17 protein-coding genes are annotated in these 19,250 nt (G+C 66.1%); 5 read left to right on the top strand and 12 right to left on the bottom strand.

From position 1 onward, the window contains the following. Positions 1 to 30: 30 nt before the first annotated feature. The gene (locus tag D6B98_RS00950) at positions 31 to 492 is read right to left on the bottom strand and encodes an Hsp20 family protein (RefSeq protein ID WP_028138237.1); all 462 of its coding nucleotides are present in this window, start codon (positions 490 to 492) and stop codon (positions 31 to 33) included. 445 nt (positions 493 to 937) lie between these two features. Here D6B98_RS00950 and D6B98_RS00945 point away from each other — a divergent pair, with 445 nt between their 5' ends. The 3 genes from D6B98_RS00945 to D6B98_RS00935 are packed head-to-tail and all read left to right on the top strand — an operon-like array spanning position 938 to position 4,708. Then, positions 938 to 2,152, top strand: coding sequence for an ABC transporter substrate-binding protein (locus D6B98_RS00945; RefSeq protein ID WP_126255083.1), 1,215 nt, complete (start codon positions 938 to 940; stop codon positions 2,150 to 2,152). 7 nt (positions 2,153 to 2,159) lie between these two features. Further along, on the top strand, positions 2,160 to 3,893 hold the full coding sequence (locus tag D6B98_RS00940) for an FAD-dependent oxidoreductase (RefSeq protein WP_126255082.1): 1,734 nt from the start codon (positions 2,160 to 2,162) through the stop codon (positions 3,891 to 3,893). A gap of 20 nt (positions 3,894 to 3,913) precedes the next feature. Further along, positions 3,914 to 4,708: an IclR family transcriptional regulator gene (locus D6B98_RS00935; protein WP_126255081.1), complete on the top strand. Its 795-nt coding sequence runs from the start codon at positions 3,914 to 3,916 to the stop codon at positions 4,706 to 4,708. 163 nt (positions 4,709 to 4,871) lie between these two features. Here D6B98_RS00935 and D6B98_RS00930 read toward each other — a convergent pair whose 3' ends face one another. Genes D6B98_RS00930 through D6B98_RS00915 form a run of 4 tightly spaced genes read right to left on the bottom strand, consistent with a single transcriptional unit; the run spans position 4,872 to position 9,374 of the window. After that, positions 4,872 to 5,651, bottom strand: a complete 780-nt coding sequence (locus D6B98_RS00930; protein ID WP_126255080.1) for an SDR family NAD(P)-dependent oxidoreductase — start codon at positions 5,649 to 5,651, stop codon at positions 4,872 to 4,874. 38 nt (positions 5,652 to 5,689) lie between these two features. Further along, entirely contained in the window at positions 5,690 to 6,433 is a 744-nt protein-coding gene (locus D6B98_RS00925; RefSeq protein WP_126255079.1) for an aspartate/glutamate racemase family protein, read from the bottom strand. Between the two features lie 9 nt (positions 6,434 to 6,442). Next, on the bottom strand, positions 6,443 to 7,708 hold the full coding sequence (locus tag D6B98_RS00920; protein WP_126255078.1) for an NAD(P)/FAD-dependent oxidoreductase: 1,266 nt from the start codon (positions 7,706 to 7,708) through the stop codon (positions 6,443 to 6,445). 4 nt (positions 7,709 to 7,712) lie between these two features. Further along, the gene (locus D6B98_RS00915; protein WP_126255077.1) at positions 7,713 to 9,374 is read right to left on the bottom strand and encodes a thiamine pyrophosphate-binding protein; all 1,662 of its coding nucleotides are present in this window, start codon (positions 9,372 to 9,374) and stop codon (positions 7,713 to 7,715) included. A 430-nt stretch (positions 9,375 to 9,804) separates the two neighbouring features. Here D6B98_RS00915 and D6B98_RS00910 point away from each other — a divergent pair, with 430 nt between their 5' ends. After that, on the top strand, positions 9,805 to 10,494 hold the full coding sequence (locus D6B98_RS00910; protein ID WP_126255076.1) for an aspartate/glutamate racemase family protein: 690 nt from the start codon (positions 9,805 to 9,807) through the stop codon (positions 10,492 to 10,494). A gap of 64 nt (positions 10,495 to 10,558) precedes the next feature. On the opposite strand, the gene D6B98_RS00905 is transcribed toward D6B98_RS00910, so the two are convergent. The 6 genes from D6B98_RS00905 to D6B98_RS00880 form a co-directional block, all read right to left on the bottom strand. After that, positions 10,559 to 11,341, bottom strand: a complete 783-nt coding sequence (locus D6B98_RS00905; RefSeq protein WP_126255075.1) for an ABC transporter permease — start codon at positions 11,339 to 11,341, stop codon at positions 10,559 to 10,561. Continuing rightward, positions 11,338 to 12,150, bottom strand: a complete 813-nt coding sequence (locus tag D6B98_RS00900) for an ABC transporter permease (RefSeq protein ID WP_126255851.1) — start codon at positions 12,148 to 12,150, stop codon at positions 11,338 to 11,340. The genes D6B98_RS00905 and D6B98_RS00900 overlap by 4 nt, the downstream gene beginning before the upstream one ends. 256 nt (positions 12,151 to 12,406) lie before the next feature. Beyond that, positions 12,407 to 13,456, bottom strand: a complete 1,050-nt coding sequence (locus D6B98_RS00895; RefSeq protein ID WP_164718304.1) for an ABC transporter substrate-binding protein — start codon at positions 13,454 to 13,456, stop codon at positions 12,407 to 12,409. A 22-nt stretch (positions 13,457 to 13,478) separates the two neighbouring features. Further along, positions 13,479 to 14,786: an NAD(P)/FAD-dependent oxidoreductase gene (locus D6B98_RS00890; RefSeq protein WP_164718303.1), complete on the bottom strand. Its 1,308-nt coding sequence runs from the start codon at positions 14,784 to 14,786 to the stop codon at positions 13,479 to 13,481. 16 nt (positions 14,787 to 14,802) lie between these two features. Beyond that, positions 14,803 to 15,519 carry an HAD family hydrolase gene (locus tag D6B98_RS00885; protein ID WP_126255072.1) on the bottom strand — a complete coding sequence of 239 codons (717 nt, stop codon included), beginning with the start codon at positions 15,517 to 15,519 and terminating at the stop codon, positions 14,803 to 14,805. A gap of 35 nt (positions 15,520 to 15,554) precedes the next feature. Then, complete coding sequence (locus D6B98_RS00880; protein ID WP_164718302.1) at positions 15,555 to 16,634, bottom strand: ABC transporter ATP-binding protein; 1,080 nt, start codon at positions 16,632 to 16,634, stop codon at positions 15,555 to 15,557. 210 nt (positions 16,635 to 16,844) lie between these two features. Here D6B98_RS00880 and D6B98_RS00875 point away from each other — a divergent pair, with 210 nt between their 5' ends. After that, positions 16,845 to 17,783, top strand: a complete 939-nt coding sequence (locus D6B98_RS00875) for a LysR family transcriptional regulator (RefSeq protein ID WP_126255070.1) — start codon at positions 16,845 to 16,847, stop codon at positions 17,781 to 17,783. Positions 17,784 to 18,048: 265 nt separating this feature from the next. Here the strand turns inward: D6B98_RS00875 and uxuA are convergent, their stop codons facing one another. Then, a complete protein-coding gene (gene uxuA / locus D6B98_RS00870) occupies positions 18,049 to 19,239 on the bottom strand; it encodes a mannonate dehydratase (RefSeq protein ID WP_126255069.1) in 1,191 nt (396 codons plus the stop codon). Positions 19,240 to 19,250: the final 11 nt, after the last annotated feature.

The raw sequence follows: 19,250 nt of genomic DNA, 5'->3' as shown, positions 1-19,250 counted from the left end.
CGCGCTCCGCCGTCTCGCTTGCTCGAGACTTTAAGCCGCTTTCTTCTGCTCGATCTGCGACGCCGCAGGCGCGGCACCCGAGATCGGAATCCGGCGCGGCTTCATCGCTTCCGGAACCTCGCGGACGAGATCGATGATCAACAGCCCGTCCTGGAACGAGGCCTGCTTCACCTGGACATAGTCGGCAAGGTTGAACACACGCCGGAACGGCCGCGCGGCGATGCCCTGGTACAGATATTCCCGCGCGGCGGTCTCGGGCTTCCTGCCCTCAATCGTGAGCGCGTTCTGTTCGGCCGTCACCGTGATGTCGCTGGCGCCGAAGCCCGCCACCGCAAGGCTGATCCGGTAATGGTCCTCGCCGGAGCGTTCGATGTTGTAGGGGGGATAATTGTCCTCGGTCGCCTGACGCAGCGTGCTGTCGACGAGGTCGGCCAGGTGATCGAAGCCGATGGTGGAACGCCACAGGGGCGCGAAGTCGAAACTGGTCCTCATAACCAAGTCCTCCTGAGAGCAAGATGGATACGAAGGAGCGCAGGACAGGGTCTCGGACGGGATCCGAAGACCGGCCCGGCGCCCGTACCGGACCCGATCTGGCATCCGGCACACCGCTCTCGCGGCGAAAAACGACTTAGAAAACCGGAAATGCGTTTCAAGGGGCCGATCGTCGGCCACCGAGCTCGGGCTCCTCATGAAGCCACCCACTGTCAGCCCCGTCATTGCGAGGAGCCCTTGCGACGAGGCAATCCAGACCGGTTCCGCACAGGGATTCTGGATTGCTTCGCTTCGCTCGCAATGACCGGTGTTGAGGCGGTTCTTCCCATCCTCGGCCACCGAGTTCGTGGCGCTATTCGTTATTGACAAACTTGTTCGTCTATATCTAATTTACCGCCAGAGCGATCGACCGCGCCATGCGGCCAATAAAAGAGAGGAAACAACGATGAGAGGGCTTCTGGCCTGCGCCATGCTCGCGGCCATGACTTCGGCTGCCGTGACCACAGCGGCGACCGCGCAAGTCTCCGACGATGCGGTGCGGATCGGCGTGCTGACGGATCTGTCGAGCTGGGGTCGCGACAATTCAGGGCCGGGCTCGGTCGAGGCCGCCAGGATGGCGGTGGAGGAGTTCGGGCCGACCGTGCTCGGCAAGCCGATCGAGATTATCGGCGCCGACCATCAGATGAAGACCGATGTCGGCGTGCAGATCGTGCGCGGCTGGTTCGACAACGGCAAGGTCGACGCCGTCGTCGACATCCCCAATTCCGGCATCGCGATCGCCGTGCACAACATGGTGCGCGAGCGGGGCAAGATCGCCCTGCTCTCCGGCGCCGGCGCCAGCTCGCTGACGGACGAGCTGTGCAGCCCGAACACCGTGCACTTCACCTACGACACCTATGCGCTGTCCAAGGTGACGGCGTCCGCCGTGATCAAGGAAGGCGGCAAGTCCTGGTACTTCATCACGGCCGATTACGCCTTCGGCCAGCAGCTCGAGAAGGACGCCACGCGCTTCGTCAACGAGATGGGCGGCAAGGTGCTCGGTGGCGTCAAGCATCCGACCAACACCGCGGACTTCTCCTCCTTCGCGCTCCAGGCGCAGAGCTCCAGGTCCGACGTCGTCGCCTTCGCCAATGCCGGCCAGGACACCGACAACGCGATCAAGCAGTCCGGCGAGTTCGGCCTGGTTCAGGGCGGCCAGAAGCTGGTCGGCCTCCTGATGTTCGACACCGACGTGCACGCGATCGGCTTGAAGGCCGCCCAGGGCACCTACATGACCACGGCCTCCTACTGGGCCATGGACGAGGCCACGCGTGCCTGGTCCAAGAAGTTCTACGAGCGCACCAAGGTGATGCCGACCATGATCCAGACCGGCGTCTACGGCGCGGTTCTGCACTATTTGAAGGCCATCAAGGCCGCCGGCACCGACGAGTCCGCCAAGGTGATGACGAAGATGCGCGAGCTGCCGATCGAGGATATCTTCGTCCATGGCGGCAAGTTGCGCGAGGACGGCCGGGTCATCCGGGACATGTATCTCGCCAAGGTGAAGACGCCCGAGCAATCGAAGGAGCCGTGGGACTATCTGGACATCGTCAAGACCGTGAAGGGTGAAGACGCCTTCCGCCCGGTCTCCGAATCCAAATGTCCGCTGCTGAAGAAGTGAGGACCAGATGACCGGCCACGAGCATGGCGCAAGCGAAACCTACGAGTGCGATGTGCTCGTGGCCGGATCGGGCTGCTCCGGCATGTCGGCCGCGATCACCGCCCGGTCCCGCGGCCTCGACGTCCTGATCGTCGAGAAGGAGCTGCGCTTCGGCGGCACCACCGCCCGCTCCGGCGGCTGGCTCTGGATTCCCGGCACCTCGCTGGCGAAGGCCTATGGTATCGAGGAGACGCCGGAGCAGGCCCGCACCTATCTCCGGCACGAGGCCGGCAACAACTTTGATGCGGCGCGCGTCGATGCATTTCTCTCGGCCGGCCCCGAGGCGGTGGATTTCTTCACCACCAAGACGGCGTTGCGCTTCGACATGCCGCTGGTGTTTCCGGACTATCACGCGGAGGCACCGGGCGGCGCGCAGGGTGGCCGTTCCATGGTGACGCGTCCGTTCGACGGCCGCGAGCTCGGCGACCTCATCAAGTCGCTGGGCGTGCCGCTGCCCGAGCTCACCGTGTTCGGGATGATGCTGGGAAGCGGCAAGGAGATCATCCACTTCATGCGCGTGACGAAGTCGCTGACGTCGGCGGTCTATGTCGCGAAACGCCTGTCGCGGCACCTGATGGACGTGCTGCGCTACGGCCGCGGCATGACGCTCACGAACGGCAATGCGCTGGCGGGGCGCCTCGCCAAATCCGCGCTCGACCTGAAGATTCCGATGTGGCTGTCCTCGCCGGTGCGCGAGCTGACGGTTGAGAACGGCACCGTCACCGGCGCCATCGTATCGCGCGAGGGACGCGAGGTCCGCGTCCGCGCGCGCCAGGGCGTCGTGCTCGCCTGCGGTGGCTTTCCCCATGACGTGGAGCGGCGCAGAAAAATGTTTCCGCACGCACCGACCGGCAATGAGCATTTTTCGCCGGGGCCCACCGGCAACACCGGCGACGGCTTACGTCTTGCAGAATCCGCAGGCGGACGTGTCGAGGACCGCCTGCCCAATGCGGCAGCCTGGGTGCCGGTGTCGCTGACCACGCGCAAGGACGGCTCGAAGGGCGTGATGCCGCATTTCATCGACCGCGCCAAGCCCGGCGTGATCGCAGTGATGCGCGACGGCAAGCGTTTTGCCAACGAGGGCAATTCCTATCACGACTTCGTCCAGGCCATGGTCAAGGCGGCCAAGCCCGGTGAGGAGATCGCAGCCTTCCTCGTTTGCGATCACAGGACGCTGCGCAAATACGGCCTCGGCTGCGTGCCGCCCTTCCCGATGCCGCTGGGCCATCACCTGAAGTCCGGCTATCTCATGCGCGGCGACACGCTGGAGTCACTGGCGGCCAGTGCCGGGATCGATGCCAAGGCCTTCGTCGAAACGGTCGGGCAGTTCAATGCGACCGCCCCACTCGGCCATGACGCCGCCTTCGGCAAGGGCTCGAAGGCCTATAACCGCTACCAGGGCGATGCGCTGCATGGCCCGAACCCCTGCGTCGCACCGATCGAGAACGGGCCGTTCTATGCCATCAAGATGGTGATCGGCGATCTCGGCACCTATGCCGGCATCGTAACCGACGCGAATGCGCGGGCGCTCGACGCCGAGGGTCGCGTCATTCCCGGGCTCTATGCCGCCGGCAACGACATGGCGAGCATCATGGGCGGTAATTATCCCGGGGCCGGGATCACGCTTGGGCCGGCGCTGACCTTCGGTTACATTGCCGGCCGTCATCTCGCCGAGAGCGCCGCCAAGCGCGAGGCGGCGTAAGCCCAGCGCATCGGAGGCGCATGAAGAGAGAGAGCCGCGGCATCCAGTCCATCGAGGTCGGCGGAGAATTGCTCCGCGCGCTCGCAAGGTGCGGCGAGCCGATGATGCTGCGCGATCTCGCGCGCGAGGCCGGCATGGCGCCGGCCAAGGCGCACCCCTATCTCGCCAGCTTCTCCCGCATCGGGCTGATCGAGCAGGACGAGACCACCGGCCGCTACGAGATCGGCGCGCTGGCGCTGGAGCTCGGGCTGATCAGCCTGCGCCGGCTCTCCGGCGTGCGCATCGCAAGGCCGAGGATCGCCGCGCTCGCCAGCCAGATCGGACATGCGGTGTCGCTCGCGGTTTGGGGCACGCACGGCCCGACCGTGGTCCAGCTCGAAGAGCCGGCCCAGCCGGTCCACATCGTCATGCGCGTCGGCTCGGTGATGGCGCTGCTGGAGACCGCGACCGGCCGGGCCTTCGCAGCGTTCCTGCCGGAAAAGACGATCACCGCCGCGCTCGAGAGCGGGCTCGACCGCCACGGCGTCGGCTACAATCCGAAGCGCGTGGTCAAAGGCGTCAAGGTCGCGGAGATGCTGACCGAGGTGCGCAAGCAGGGCCTTGCCCGCGCACTCGGCGATCCCCTGCCCGGCGTCAACGCCTTCTCGGCCCCGGTGTTCGACCATTCCGGTCACGTCGCGCTGGTCATCACCGCGATGGGCCCCGAAGGCACGTTCGATGCGCGCTGGGACAGCCCGATCGCGCATGCGCTGCGGGATTGCGCCGGCGGCATCTCGAAGCGGCTCGGCCACGGCATCACGGTCGCGGCGGAGTGAAGGGCAAACGTCCCGCAACCGCCGCTGTCATGCCACGCGAAAGCGGGGCATCCAGTACGCCGCGGCAGATGTGGCGAGAGCGAGCTCTTCAACGCCTGCCTCTGGGATACTGGATCGCCCGCCTTCGCGGGCGATGACAGCGAATGTGGAGCGACGCCTCCCCCTACTTATCCCTCACCGGCACCGTGTAGTTCAGGACCAACCGGCCGCCGTCCGGATAGATCGTCTGTCCAGTGATGTAGGAGGCATCGTCGCTCGCCAGGAACGCGACGACGGAGGCCACCTCGCTCGGCTCGCCGCCGCGACCAGCCGGCGTGCGTGACATCACGGTCTTGCGGGCGTCCTCGGAGGTGTAGATCGACGATGCGACCATGTCAGTCAAAATCGTGCCCGGCCCGACCGCGACGACGCGGATGTTGTGCGGGGCGAGCGCAACGGCGGCCACCGACGTCAGCTGCTTCATGCCGCCTTTGGACATCGCATAGGTCGCCAGCGCCGGGATGGCCAGCAGCGCGTTCACCGAGGACATGTTGATGATGACGCCGCCACCGCCTTGCGCGATCATTTGCCTCGCCGCCGCCTGCACGCCGAAGAACGCGCCCTTCAGATTGATGCCGATGATCTCGTCGAACTCCTCTTCGGTTATGTCGAGGATGTCCCGGTTGCGGGCAACGCCGGCATTGTTGACCATGATGTCGAGCCGGCCGAACTCCTTCACGGCGGTCGCGACGAGCTGATCCACATCGGCACGCTTGGCGACATTGCCGACCATGGTGCGCAAGGCGTCCGGCCGCCCCAGCTCGGCAGCCGTCGCGGCAAGGCCTTCCGCATCGACGTCGGAGATGACGACCTTGACGCCGTCGTCCAGAAATCTCTTTGCGCAGGCCTTGCCGATGCCGCGCGCCGCACCGGTGATGGCGGCGACCTTGCCGGATAGTTTCATGGGCTGCTCCAGGACTTGTGACGATCTCGCGGACGCGTTCACGCAAAGGCGCGCGGGCGCAGTCCGGCGTGAAACCAGGTGATCATGGAATAGATGTCGTAGACCGGCAATCCCACCTCGGCCTGAAGCGCCGCGGCGTAAGGCGGCATGTTGGTGCATTCGAGCACGATGGCGCCGACATCGGGATTCTCGGCGACGAGCTGCTTGCCGGCCTCAACCACGTCACGCTCGGCCTGCGCGATGTCCATGTCGTCCTTCTCGGCCTTGATCAGGACGCGAAAGAACTCCTTGCCGTTCTCGGTGCCGACCACCGGCGTATCGAGCGGCACGCCGGCGCCTTCGAGATGGGCCGGCGTCAAGGTCGAGCCCGACACCGTGACGAGACCGACGCGCTTGCCCGGCGGCAGGGTCGCCTGCACCCACGGCACCTGCATCAGCGACGAAGTCGCGACGGGAACGCCGATTGCGGCCGCGATCTCCTTCTGGAACAGCGAGAGGAAGCCGCAATTGGTGGTGATGGCCTCGGCCCCCATCCGCACCAGGTCCTTGGCCGCATCGATGAAGTCGGGCAACAGGCCGGCCGCGCCCTTCAGCACCACCTTCTCGGGCGAAGCCCCGCTCACCACGCGATAGAGCACCGGAAACGGCCAGGTCGTGCCGTTGCCCATGTCGCCGGGAATGCGGGGAAAGCGCGCTTCCAGCATCAGGATGCCGAGCGGCGCGCCGTAGATGGCCTTGCCGCCACGGGCGATGCGGGAGGATGAATGAGCCGAGTTGGTCATGCTGCGACCTCAGAGGAAACGTTCGGGCGCGAAGGGGAGAAGCGGAATTTCAGGCTGCCTGCCGCTGAGAAGCTGCGCGACAAGGCGGCCGGTACGGGCCGAGCCGACCAGGCCGACATGGCCGTGACCGAAGGCATAGACGATATCGCGCGAGGCGCGCGCATAGCCGATGCAGGGTCGTCCATCCGGCATGCTCGGCCGATGGCCGAACCAGGTCTTGATGCGCGAGGCAGGAATATCCCTCGGCAATTTCGGGAACATGCCGAGAAGATGTTCGCGCAGAATCTCGGCGCGCTTCCAGTTCGGCGCGGCGTCAAGGCCGGCGATCTCGACCGTGCCGGCGGCGCGCAAGCCCCTGTTGGTCCAGTTCACCACCATCTTGGCGTCGGATGCCATCATCGAGCTGCGCGGGCCCGATTCCGGATTCTCGATCACGACGTGGTAGCCGCGTTCGGTCTCCAGCGGCAGCGGATCGCCGACCGATGCCGTCAGTTGCTTCGACCGCGCGCCCGCGGCAATCACGACGGCATCGCAAGCAATCTCGCCGGTCTCGGTGACGACAGCCACCAGCCTGTCGCCGTTCAGCCTCAAGCCGGTCGCCTTGGCCCGCACGTGCTTGGCGCCGCTTGCGATCGCATGATTGGCGAGCGCCGCGACATAAGCGCCGGGATCGCGGCAGCGGCCGGCTTCCTCCACCACCACGCCAAAGGTATAGCGCGGATGCAGATCCGGCTCGCGCTGGCGCATCTCGTCGGCGTTGAGCTCCAGCCATTCGACGCCGACCTTCTTGCGCAGGCGCCAGCCGAGATCGTTGTCGAAATTGCCGCGCGACGGGAACACATGCATCACGCCGTTACGCTCGATCAGCTCCGGGACGCCCGCCTCTTCCGCCAGCTTTCGGTGCAGCAGCGGTGCATCCTTCAAGAGATCGCGCAGCGCGAACGCCGTCGTCTCGACGCGCGCCGCCGTCCAGCCCGAGAGCAGATATTTGACCAGCCAGGGCAGCGCCTTTGGCAAATAGGACCAGCGGATCGCGAGCGGCCCGAGCGGGTCCATCAGATAGCCCGGCACCTTCCTCCAGATGCCAGGCTCCGCCGGCGGGATCACCGAGTGCGACGACAGCCAGCCGGCATTGCCATAGCTCGCGGCCTGTTCGCCGCCCGGCTCCCCCGGATCGATCAGCGTGACGCGATGGCCCTCGCGCAGCGCCTCGATGGCGCTGATCACCCCGACCGCGCCGGCCCCGATGATCGCGACGTGACGGCCGGCCGCCACCGCCTTAAGCCTTCACCGCGGGCGTGAAATCCTTGCCGACCGAGATCGCGCGGGGATCGATGATGCAGTGGAGGATCGACGGCTTGCCCGAGGCGAGCGCACGCTCGAACGCCGGCGCGAACTCCTCGGTGCGCTCGACCCGCTCGCCATGACCCCCGAACGCCTTCGCATACATCGCAAAGTCCGGGTTCTTGAGCTGGGTGCCGACGACACGGCCGGGATAGTCGCGCTCCTGATGCATGCGGATGGTGCCGTACTGCGAATTGTCGACGACGATGACGATCAGCGGTGCGTCATATTGCACGGCGGTGGCGAATTCCTGGCCGTTCATCAGGAAGCAGCCGTCGCCCGCAAACGCGACCACGACGCGATCCGGGTATTGCCGCTTGGCCAGCACGCCCGCCGGCACGCCATAGCCCATCGAGCCCGAGGTCGGCGCCAGCTGCGCCGCAAAGCTGTGGAAGCGATGATGACGGTGGATCCAGCCGGCGTAGTTGCCGGCGCCGTTGCAGACGATGGCGTCCTTCGGCAGGCGGTCGCGCAGCCAGGTCATCACCTCGCCGTACTGGAACCTGCCCGGCAGCTCGCGCGCCTTCCCGGTCCAGGCGAGATAATCGGCATGCGCCTTGGCGGCCTCGCCCTTCCAGGCCACCGCGCCCGATGGCTTCAGCTCCTCGACGGCGGCCGCGAACGCGGCAGGCGTCGCCTGAATCGCCAGCGCCGGCTGGTAGACGCGGCCGAGCTCTTCCGAGCCCGGATGCACGTGGATCAACTTCTGCTTCGGCGCGGGAATGTCGAACAGCGTGTAGGACGAGGACGGCATTTCCGACATGCGGCCGCCGATCAGTAGAACGACGTCGGCGTGATCGACGCGCGCCTTCAGGCCCGGGCTCGGCCCGATGCCGAGATCGCCGGCATAATGCGAATGATCGGCATCGATCAGCGAGGCCCGGCGGAACGAGGTCGCGACCGGCAGGTCGAACCGCTCGGCAAAGCGCGCGATGCTCCTGGTCGCCGCGTCGGTCCAGCGCGAGCCGCCGAGGATGACCAGCGGCGCCTTGGCGCTGGCCAGCATCGCACCGACCTGCTCGATGTCGGCCGGCGCGGGCCAGCTCACCGCCGGCTCGATGCGCATGGCATCGGCGACGGCCGCGGTCTCGGTCAGCATATTCTCCGGCAGCGCGATCACCACGGGACCGGGACGGCCCTGCATGGCGACGCGGAAGGCGCGCGCGACCAGCTCCGGGATGCGGTCGGGACGATCGATCTCGACCGCCCATTTCGCCATGGTGCCGAACACCGCCTTGTAGTCGAGCTCCTGGAACGCCTCGCGCTCGCGCATGCCGGTGTCGACCTGGCCGACGAACAGGATCATCGGCGTCGAATCCTGCATCGCGATGTGGACGCCGTGGCTGGCATTGGTGGCGCCGGGGCCGCGGGTGACGAAGCAGACGCCCGGCCGACCGGTGAGCTTGCCATAGGCTTCCGCCATCATGGCCGCGCCGCCCTCGGCGCGGCAGATCATGACGTCGATCGGACTGTCATGCAGCGCATCGAGCGCGGCGAGATAGCTCTCGCCCGGCACGCAGGTGACGCGCTCGACGCCTTGCGCGACGAGCTGATCGATCAGGATCTGGCCGCCGGTGCGGGTGTTGCGGATGGTCATGACGGCTCCCTCAAGGCTCTGGCGATGCGCGATTATTCGGCAACTGCGTAAGACAGGCCGAGAGCGCGCGCAAGGTCGAAAGGCTTCCCGCAGCCTGCGCAGGCGGCATGCCCGTCGGTGCCGTTTGCACGACCGCCCATTCGTCGGCCCGATGGAGGGATGCGGTTGATATACCGCCTTCTGCTTGTCCCGGACGCGCGGCAACGCCTCTTAGCGTTGCGGCGCAGAGCCGGGACCCAGAGCCGGCACGGCAGGCAGCGAGATGGGCCCCGGCCCTGCAGCGCACCGGTGCGGCAGGCACGAAGCTCCCGGATATAGCTCCCCTCATCCGAGCTACGCAGCGCCCGATAGGCATGCCTTTGCGACGGCTACCGAGCCTCGACGTTTTCGTCTACGGTCCGGCCGGACCACATCGTCGAGGACACCGGGAATGCAAACCATCGGCCTGATCGGCGGCATGAGCTGGGAGAGCACGGCGCTCTATTACAAGCTGATCAACGAGCGCGTCCGCGAACGCATGGGCAAGCTGCATTCCGCCCCGCTGCTGCTGTATTCCTACGATTTCGAAGAGATCAAGCAGATGCAATATGCGGGCCGCTGGAGCGAGGCCGCGGCCAGCCTGGCCGAGGTGGCGCGGCGTCTCGAAAGCGCCGGCGCCCGGGCGATCGTCCTATGCACCAACACGATGCACAAGCTCGCGCCCGAGATCGTCTCCAGCGTGGCCATCCCGTTCATCCACTTGGCCGATGCGACAGCGCAGCGGATCCGGGCGAAAGGCTACCGGCGGGTCGGGCTGCTCGGCACCAGGTTCACGATGGAGGAGGACTTCTACGTCGATCGGCTGCGCGCGCACGATCTCGACGTGCTGGTTCCTCCCACTGAGACGCGCGCCGACGTGAACCGCATCATTTACGACGAGCTGTGCCTCGGAATCGTCGCCGATGCTTCGCGCCGTCGCTATCAGGACGCGATGGCAGCGCTGGTCGCCGCCGGCGCGGAATGCATCATCCTCGGCTGCACCGAGATCACGATGCTGGTCGGCCCCGAAGACACGTCGGTCGAGACGTTCGACACCACGGCCATTCACGCCGAGACGGCCGCGGATTTCGCGATCGGGTGATCCTGAACAAGGCCTCGCGCAACGGCGTCTGGCGCGCCCGATTGCGCCAGGGCAACGCCGCCCCTCACCCGTCCTTCTTCCGCGCGCTTGCCAGCAGCACCAACATGAACGAGGCCGCCGTCATCAGCGTCGAGATGGCAGCGATGGTCGGGTCGATCTCGTCGCGCAGCGCGGTGAACATGCGCTTGGTCAGCGGCTGATACTGTCCGCCCGAGATGAACAGCGCGACGATGGTCTCGTCCATCGCCGAGATGAAGGCGAAGATGCCGCCGGCAACCACGCTGGACTTGATCTGCGGCAACGTCACCGCAAAGAAGCTGCGGAGGCGGTTCATGCCGAGGCTGCGCGCCACCATTTCCTGCGCCGGATCGAAGCTCTGCAGGCCTGCAAGCACCGAGATGACGACGTAAGGCAATCCCAGCATCACATTCGCCAGCACGAGGCCGGGCATGGTGGCGACCAGGCCGACCTTGGCATAGACGAAGAAGATGCCGACCGCGGTGATGATGATCGGCACCACCAGCGGCAGCAGCAGTGCCATGTGGATCACGCGCATGATGCGCAACTTCGATTGGCTGATGGCGTAGGCGGCGGCCACCCCACACGGCGTCGCGATCAGGACGGTCAGGACCGCGACCGTCAGCGTCACCTGCGTCGCCTGCATCCAGGCGGGGTTGGCGAAATATTGCTGGTACCAGCGCAGCGAGAACGACGGCGGCGGGAAGGTCAGGAAGCGCGCGCTGGAGAACGAGATCGGCACGATGATCAGAACGGGGAGGATCAGATAGACCAGCACCAGCGCGCTGATCGCGTAGAGGACGATCCGTGCGGGCGAGGAGCGCGTCATTTCTGCCCCAACACGCGATCGAGCGAGATGAAGCGACTGACGACGAAGAAGATCGCGAGCACGCTGAGGAGCAGCACCACCGCGACGGCGCTGGCGGCGCCGAACTGGTTGTAGAGCTCGACATTGCGGCTCACCAGCATCGATACCATCACGGTGCGGCCGCCGCCCAGCAATTCCGGCGTGATGTAGAAGCCGAGGCAGAGCACGAACACCATGGTGCAGCCCGCGAGCACGCCCGGCAGCGACAGCGGCAGGAACACGCGGACGAACGTCAGCGACGGGCTCGCGCCCAGGCTGGCGCCGGCCTGCATCAGCTCGTTCGGGATCTTCTGCATGGTCGCATAGAGCGGCAGCACCATGAAGGGAAGCAGGATGTGCACCGTCGCGACGACCGTGCCGAAGGTGTTGTGGACCAGCGCGAGCGGCTCGGAGATCCATTCGAGTTGGCGCAGGAACTGGTTGATCACGCCGCTGCGCTGCAGCAGCACCAGCCAGGCATAGGCGCGCACCAGCACGCTGGTCCAGAACGGCAGCACGACCAGCGACAGGATGAGGATGCTCCAGCCTTTCGGCAACGCGTTGGCGAGATAGGCGACGGGATAGCCGAGCAGCAGCGCAATCAACGTGACCGCGAGGCTGATCTCGAAGGTCAGCGCAAAGCTGCGCCAATAGATGTCCTCGGTGAAGACGCGCCGATAATTCTCCAGCGTGAAGCCGTCATGGTAGATCGACTGCCAGGCGAGCCAGCCGACCGGCAGCACGATCAGAGCCAGGATCACGAGCAGCGCCGGCGACACCAGCGCCAGCATCAGCCCGTGCTCACGGCGCTGATGCTTCTGCGATGGATCTGGCACGGATGTCGTCAATGCTGGCATCGCTGGTCTCGGTTGCTACGCCTCTCCCGCTTGCGGGAGAGGTCGGATCGCGAAGGCGATCCGGGTGAGGGCTTTCTCCTCTTGGAGAGTCTTTGCTGTCGAGACACCCTCTCCCCAACCCTCCCCCGCGCGCGGGGGAGGGAGTGCAGCGTCGTTGCCGGCGCACCCACGGGTCATCTCCTGTTTCGTCTCACTTCTGCATGAACGACGCCCAGCGCTTCTCGGCGGCTTCGCCGGCGGACGAGGACCACCAGGCGTAGGACATCAACGCCTGCTTGGCTGCATTGGCCGGCTCGCTCGGCAATTGCGCCGCACGCTCGGGCTTGATCACGCCGGTCTCGAACGCCTTGGGATTGCCCGGGCCGTAGTCGATATGGAGCGGCAGATTGGCCTGGTGCACGGGATCGACGGCCTCGTTGAGGAATTTCACGGCGGTGGCGAGATTGGGCGCGCCCTTGAGGATGCAGAGCGAGGTGCTCTGCAGGATGCCCTGGTTGTAGGTAAAGGCGACCTTGGCGCCTTCCTTGGCGACCGCGCTGACGCGGCCGTTCCAGGCCATCTCCATGTCGACCTCGCCGTCGTTGAGCAGCTGCGCCGACTGCGCGCCCGAGGTCCACCACACCGTGATGTGCGGCTTGATCTCTTCGAGCTTCCTGAAGGCGCGGTCGACGTCGAGCGGATAGAGCTTGTCGGGCGCGACGCCGTCGGCCATCAGCGCCGCCTCGAGCGTGGCGATCGGATGGTTGCGCAGCGCGCGGCGGCCCGGGAACTTCTTCACGTCCCAGAAATCCGCCCAGCTGTTCGGCGCATCCTTCGGGAACGTCTTCTGGCTGAAGGCGAGCACGCTGGAATAGAATTCGTAGGAGACGGAGTATGGACTGCGATACGCCTCCGGCATCGCCGCGGCGTTGGGGATCTTCGAGAAATCGAGCTTCTCGATCAGGCCCTGCTCGCCGCCGCGCAGGCAATAGCCGGTCGGGGTGTCGACGACGTCCCAGATCGGCTTGCCGCTGCCGACCTGCGTCTTGATCGCCGGCCAGGCGTCGGGAATCGAATCCTGATTGATGGTGATGCCGAGCTTCTTGGCGGAGGGATCGAGGATCGCCACCGTCTGCGCCTGCTGATAGGCCCCGCCTTGCGAGACGAAGGTGATCTGCTCGGCGGCATTCGCCGCGGTGCCGCTGAGCGCGATTGCTCCCAGCAAAGCGCAACCAAATCCGCAATTACGTATCGCCGTCATTTTCGCCTCCTCCAAAGAGATCTCACCGACCGATCGCATCGAGAAACTGGTACCAGCCGGCGACCATGCGCACGGCGGGCTCGCGCAGCGGGTAGAGCGGAATCGTCTTCATCCGGCTGACGTCGAGCAGGCCGACATCGGGGCTTTCGCCGCGCACGAAAGCGGCGAGATAGCGGCCCATCAGGCTCGACATCGCAACGCCGGCGCCGTTGTAGCCCAGCGAGACCAGCGTGCGGTCGTCGAGGCGGCCGATATGGGGGACCGAGTCCAGCGTCATCGCGACCAGGCCCGACCATTTGTATTCGAGCGGGACGTCGGCGAGATCGGGGAAGATGCCGACCATTGCCTTGCGAAGTGCGTCGAACGCGGCCTGCGAGTCCTGCTTGCCGAAGGCGCCGCGGCCGCCGAAAATCACGCGGTTGTCGACCATGCGGAACCAGCGCATCATGCGCTTGGTCTCGGTATAGGTGCGCCCCGTCGGCATCAGCCTTCCTGCAAGATTGCGCGACAGCTGCGCGGTCGCAACCATGGCGCTGCGGAACGGGACCAGCGTGCGCTGCAGATGCGCGGTGGCGCCAGTGAGGTCGGAATAGCTGTTGGTGGCGATGATCGCCTGGCTTGCGCGCACGGCACCTTGCGGCGTCTCGGCGACGATGCCGTCCTTCTCGCGCCGCAGCCTCATGACGGGCGACTCCTGGAAGACGGAGACGCCGCGACGCGCGACGCCGTCGGCGAGGCCGCGCAGATAGTTCAACGGATGGATACCACCGGAGCCGGGATTGAGCACACCGCCGACGAAGATGTCCGAGCCGGTCTCGTCACGCACCCCGTTCCTGTCGAGGATGCGGACCTCGGCGGAGCCCATCTCGCGCGTCATCCAGTTGGCTTCGTCGATCGCGGCCCGGAGCGTCGTCTCATTATGCGCGGCCTTGACCTGGCCGGTGCGAGTGAGATTCGCACTCGTGATGCCGAATTCGGAGACGAGCTCCTCGACCATGTCGGTCGATTCATGCGCGATCTCGTACATGCGCCGTGCCATGGCGCGGCCATGCACGGCGTCGATCTCACGAAACGACAGGCGGAACTTTGCGGTGATCACGCCGCCGTTGCGGCCGCTCGCACCCCAGCCGGGGCGGTTGGCCTCGAGCACGATTGGCGCGAGGCCGCTCTTGGCGATGTGGTGCGCCGCGGAGAGCCCCGTATAGCCCGCGCCGATGATCACGACATCCGCCTGCTGATCGCCCGACAGCACGGGAAAATCGCGCGCCGGCGCCGCCGTGGCTCCCCACAGCGAGTTGGCCGACGGCAGCGCGCTCCAGTCCCGTGTCATGCCCGCGCTCACGCTGTTACGCCGCAGGCCCAACGGCGGCGTCGGCGAGCGCCTTCAACGTTGGGAAATGGAAGTCCGGCTTGGTCAGCGTCTCCACCGCCGGCGTGCCGCCGAAGCCGGCAATGCCCTGGCGACGCTCGATCCAGCACACCTTGTAGCCGAGCTTCCGCGCAATCCCGATGTCGTGGTACTGGCTCTGCGCGACATGCAGAATGTCGGACTGCTTGTAGCCGAACGCGGACTGGCGCCCCCTGTTGTAGGCGAAGAATTCAGGGTTGGGTTTGGCAACGCCGGTGTCGTCGGCGCACACCGTGTCGTCGAAGGGATCGCCGAGCGCGTGGGCATAGCAGGACAGCGCGACGCGGTCCGCGTTGGTCATCGCCACCAGCCGGAATTTCGTGCGCAGGCGCCCAAGCGCCTCGACCGAATCCGCGAACGGCCCCCAGCGCAGCACCGCAAGCTGGAACATGTCGCAGGCCGCATCGTCGGCGGGCAGTCCGAGCTCGGTGGCGAGGTGACGATAGACATGGAACATCGCCTCGCTGGAGCGCCCGTAGTGCTTGTCGCGGCCGCGCTTGTAGGGCTCGAAGATCTGGTCGTCGCTGAGCTCGGCCGGCGTCTTGCCCGAGATCCTGCGCACCGCGGAGAGCACGCCGGCCTCGAAATCGATCAAGGTGCCGACGACGTCGAAGGTGAGAACCTTGAAATTGCTGAACGCGGCTTGGGTCGACATATCAGTTTCTTCTCTCGGTTGGACAAGGCTTGAGTTCAGTCCACCCTGGGCACGACGATGGTGTCCTCGGGGTGAAGGGTGACGGTGAGGCTGCCGCCGAGCGGCGGAATGCGGCTGTAGGCCTGGTGATAGCTCGGCTGGCGCAGGCTGAGCGCAATGCCGTTTTCGAGCGCCAGGAAAATGCGCAGGCTCTCGCCCTGATAGACGATGTCGGTGACCATGCCGGTCAGCCGGTTGCAGGCGACGTCCTGCGCGCCGTCGTCGATCAGGAGTTTTTCGGTGTGCACGGCGAGCATCAGCGCATCGCCATCGGGAATGGCGCGGGCGCTGCGCAGCAGCGCATTGCCGAGCGCGACGCTGGAGGCATCGACGCGGCGAACGGGCAGCATGGTCGCCTCCCCGATGAAGCTCGCGACGAAGGAATCGGCGGGATGATCGTGCAGCCGCTCGGGCTCGTCGATCTGGACCAGGCGGCCGTCCCTCATGACCGCGACGCGGTCGCTCATGGTCAAAGCTTCGCGCTGGTCATGGGTGACATAGATGATGGTGGCCTGGATGCGCCGGTGCAGCGCGCGCAGCTCGATCTGCATGGATTCGCGCAGCTGCTTGTCGAGCGCCGACAGCGGCTCGTCCATCAGGATCAGCCGCGGCTCGAAGATCATGGCGCGCGCGAGCGCCACGCGCTGGCGCTGGCCGCCGGAGAGCTGCGCGATGCCGCGCTCCTCATAGCCGGCGAGCCCGACCATGCCGAGCGCCGCGCGCACCTTGTCGGGCCAGATCGCTTTCGGCAGGTGGCGGGCACGCAAGGGGAAGGCGACGTTCTCGCCGACGCTCATGTGCGGGAACAGCGCGTAGTTCTGGAACACGACGCCGATGTCGCGCTTGTGCGGCGGCATGTAGGTGACATCGCGGCCGCCGAACAGGATCGTGCCCGCTGTCGGCAGGATGAAGCCGCCCAAAATTCCAAGCAGCGTGGTCTTGCCCGAGCCGGAGGGACCGAGCAGCGAGACGAACTCCCCGGCGCCGACATCGAGGGAGACGTCGTCGAGGGCGCGCACGGAGCCATAGGCCTTGCTCGCGGATCTGATCTCGACGCTTTCCGCTCGTTTGTCCAACGATCGACCTCGCCCGTCCCTGCAACGGCGTGCCTCACTGCGCGCCATAAGCCTGCTTTATAGACAGGGAATCCGAGCACTCGGGATCGAAGCGTGCACCGCACCAAATCCTTGCTCGCGAGCCCTGTCTTTAGGCTGTAATGGCGATGACAACAGACTTGGCAAAACTCGGCAATTGCCAAATTCTCACGCGGCTCATAACATGGTGTTATGCCCGAGCTTCGCCGCATGCTGCCGTCGAGCAACGCCCTGTTCGTCTTCGACGCCGCGGCGCGCAATGGCAGTTTCACAGCCGCAGCCGCCGAATTGAACGTCACGCAGCCGGCGGTGAGCCGGATGCTCGGACAATTCGAGGAGCATCTCGGCGTCCGCCTGTTCGACCGCAAGGCGGGGCGCGCGGTGCTCACCGAGGAAGGCGAACTGCTCTATCGTCGCGTGCTCGACGGCTTTCGCAGCATCGAGAGCGGGCTCGTCGAGATCGAGCGGCGCCGCAAGGGCACCGAGACGGTGACGCTGTCGGTCTCATCCGCCTTCACCACGCATTGGCTGATGCCGCGCATCGACAAGCTGCAGAAGCAGTTTCCGCAGGTCGATTTGCGCTTCCAGCTCATCTCCGGCGCGTTGCGCGGGCCGGTGGAGAATGTCGACCTCGGCATGCGCTTCCGCGATCGCGACGAGCCGCCATCGGGCGGCACGCTGGTGATGAAGGAAGTCATGCTGCCGATGTGCAGCCCCTCCTATCTCGGCGAAACCGATCCCGCCGAGGGCAACACCATCATCCGCCTTGCCGAGACGCCGGGCGACTGGGCCGCGGATTATTCCTCGCTCCTCACCGGGCGCCGCGGCGCGGCCAAGGCGCTGAGCTTCACCGACTATGCCGTCGTGGTGCAGGCCGCCCTGCTCGGCCAGGGCATCGCGCTCGGCTGGCTGACGGTTGCCTCGCACTGGCTGCTGACCGGCGCGCTGGTGCCGGCCTCCGACCGGCTGACCACCACGCGCCGCATCTGCGAATTCCTGCCGCCGCGCAACCGGCCGATGCGCCCGATCGCCGCCGAGATCCGCGACTGGATCATCGCGCAGATGAGAAGCGAGATCGCCGCGATCGACCGGCTCTATCCGAAGCTCGGCGCGATGGCGGCGTGCTATTGATTTAATCTCCCTCTGCCCGCTTGCGACAGGACAATCGCATATGCGAGCGATCTCGCCTGTGGCCATCCTTCGAGACGCCCGCCGCTGGCGGGCCCTCAGGATGAGGAGCGGGTGCGCGGCGCGAGTTTCAAGAAGCACCAAAGCTGCTTAGCCTCATCTTGAGGAGACCGCGAAGCGGTCGTCTCGAAGGACGAGGCGCGCGCTCAGGTCCCGCAAAGCGTCATGTGCGATTGCCCTGCCGCAAGCGGGGAGAGGCGAAAAGCCTCTACCGATGCTCGATCGCGCGAATCGCGCCGCGGAGCTCGGCGAGGCCGCGGAGGCGGCCGATGGCGGTGTAGCCGGGGTTGGTGCGCTTGGTCGCGGCGAGGTCGTCGAGCATGCGGTGGCCGTGATCGGGACGGAAGACGATCCTCTTGTCCGGCGACCGCCGGGCGTTCTCCTTCAAAAGCGCCTTCAGCACCGCGACCATGTCGACGTCGCCATCGAGATGATCGGACTCGTAGAACGACAGCCCGTCGGCCTCGCGCCTGGTGGCGCGCAAATGGGCGAACGCGATGCGGGGGCCGAAGCGCTCGGCCATTTCAGGCAGATTGTTTTCCGCACGCACGCCGAGCGAGCCGGTGCACAGGCAGATGCCGTTGGCCTTGGATGGCACCGCGTCGAACAGCGCCTGATAGTCGTCGGCTGAGGAGGCAATGCGCGGCAAGCCGAACAGCGGCCGCGGCGGATCGTCCGGATGCAGGGTCAGCGACACCCCAAGCTGCTCGGCCACCGGCGTCACGCGCGCGAGGAACTCGGCGAGATGCTGCCGCAGGATCTTTGGCGTGATATCGCGATACGTCTCCAGCCGGTCGCGGAATTGCGGGATAGTCATCGGCTCGGTGGTCGAACCCGGCAGCGCGCTGGCGATCACCGTGACCAGATAATCGATATCGGCCTGGCTCATCTGCTCGAACAGCGCCTTCGCGCGCGCCTGCTGCTCGGGCGAGTATTCCCGCACAGCCCCAGGACGCTTGAGGATATGCAGCTCGAAGGCGGCAAAGCGGTCCTGGTCGAAGCGCATGGCGCGGGCACCGTTCGGCAGCTCCCATTCCAGGTCGGTGCGGCACCAGTCCACGACAGGCATGAAATTGTAACAGATGATCTTGATGCCGGCCGCCGCGACGGCTTCAAGGCTCGCGATCCAGGCCTCGATCGACCTGGTCGCCTTGTCCCCCAGGCGCTTGACGTCGTCGGGGATCGGAATCGATTCCACCACCGACCACGTCAGAGGCGATCGCCCCGGTTGACCGTTCTCGATAAAATTCTTGCGCTCTTCGACCGCCTTGCGCGTCCAGGCCTCTCCGATCGGGACCTGATGCAGCGCCGAGACGATGTCGGTCGCCCCGGCCTGCCTGACGTCGTCCAGCGACACGGGATCATCGGGCCCGTACCAGCGCCATCCCTCCAGCATCATGGGTCTCTCCC

The sequence above is a fragment of the Bradyrhizobium sp. LVM 105 genome, assembly GCF_003957705.1.
GTDB classification, from domain to species: domain Bacteria; phylum Pseudomonadota; class Alphaproteobacteria; order Rhizobiales; family Xanthobacteraceae; genus Bradyrhizobium; species Bradyrhizobium frederickii.
Note: the sequence above shows the minus strand (reverse complement) of the source record. Positions and strands in the feature narration are given on the sequence as shown.

Bases quoted from the DNA above. Each gene is read 5' to 3' on its own strand.
- D6B98_RS00950 (WP_028138237.1), bottom strand. From the start codon at position 492: ATGAGGACCAGTTTCGACTTCGCGCCCCTGTGGCGTTCCACCATCGGC.
- D6B98_RS00945 (WP_126255083.1), top strand. From the start codon at position 938: ATGAGAGGGCTTCTGGCCTGCGCCATGCTCGCGGCCATGACTTCGGCT.
- D6B98_RS00940 (WP_126255082.1), top strand. From the start codon at position 2,160: ATGACCGGCCACGAGCATGGCGCAAGCGAAACCTACGAGTGCGATGTG.
- D6B98_RS00935 (WP_126255081.1), top strand. From the start codon at position 3,914: ATGAAGAGAGAGAGCCGCGGCATCCAGTCCATCGAGGTCGGCGGAGAA.
- D6B98_RS00930 (WP_126255080.1), bottom strand. From the start codon at position 5,651: ATGAAACTATCCGGCAAGGTCGCCGCCATCACCGGTGCGGCGCGCGGC.
- D6B98_RS00925 (WP_126255079.1), bottom strand. From the start codon at position 6,433: ATGACCAACTCGGCTCATTCATCCTCCCGCATCGCCCGTGGCGGCAAG.
- D6B98_RS00915 (WP_126255077.1), bottom strand. From the start codon at position 9,374: ATGACCATCCGCAACACCCGCACCGGCGGCCAGATCCTGATCGATCAG.
- D6B98_RS00910 (WP_126255076.1), top strand. From the start codon at position 9,805: ATGCAAACCATCGGCCTGATCGGCGGCATGAGCTGGGAGAGCACGGCG.
- D6B98_RS00905 (WP_126255075.1), bottom strand. From the start codon at position 11,341: ATGACGCGCTCCTCGCCCGCACGGATCGTCCTCTACGCGATCAGCGCG.
- D6B98_RS00900 (WP_126255851.1), bottom strand. From the start codon at position 12,150: ATGCTGGCGCTGGTGTCGCCGGCGCTGCTCGTGATCCTGGCTCTGATC.
- D6B98_RS00895 (WP_164718304.1), bottom strand. From the start codon at position 13,456: ATGACGGCGATACGTAATTGCGGATTTGGTTGCGCTTTGCTGGGAGCA.
- D6B98_RS00890 (WP_164718303.1), bottom strand. From the start codon at position 14,786: ATGACACGGGACTGGAGCGCGCTGCCGTCGGCCAACTCGCTGTGGGGA.
- D6B98_RS00885 (WP_126255072.1), bottom strand. From the start codon at position 15,519: ATGTCGACCCAAGCCGCGTTCAGCAATTTCAAGGTTCTCACCTTCGAC.
- D6B98_RS00875 (WP_126255070.1), top strand. From the start codon at position 16,845: ATGCCCGAGCTTCGCCGCATGCTGCCGTCGAGCAACGCCCTGTTCGTC.
- uxuA (WP_126255069.1), bottom strand. From the start codon at position 19,239: ATGATGCTGGAGGGATGGCGCTGGTACGGGCCCGATGATCCCGTGTCG.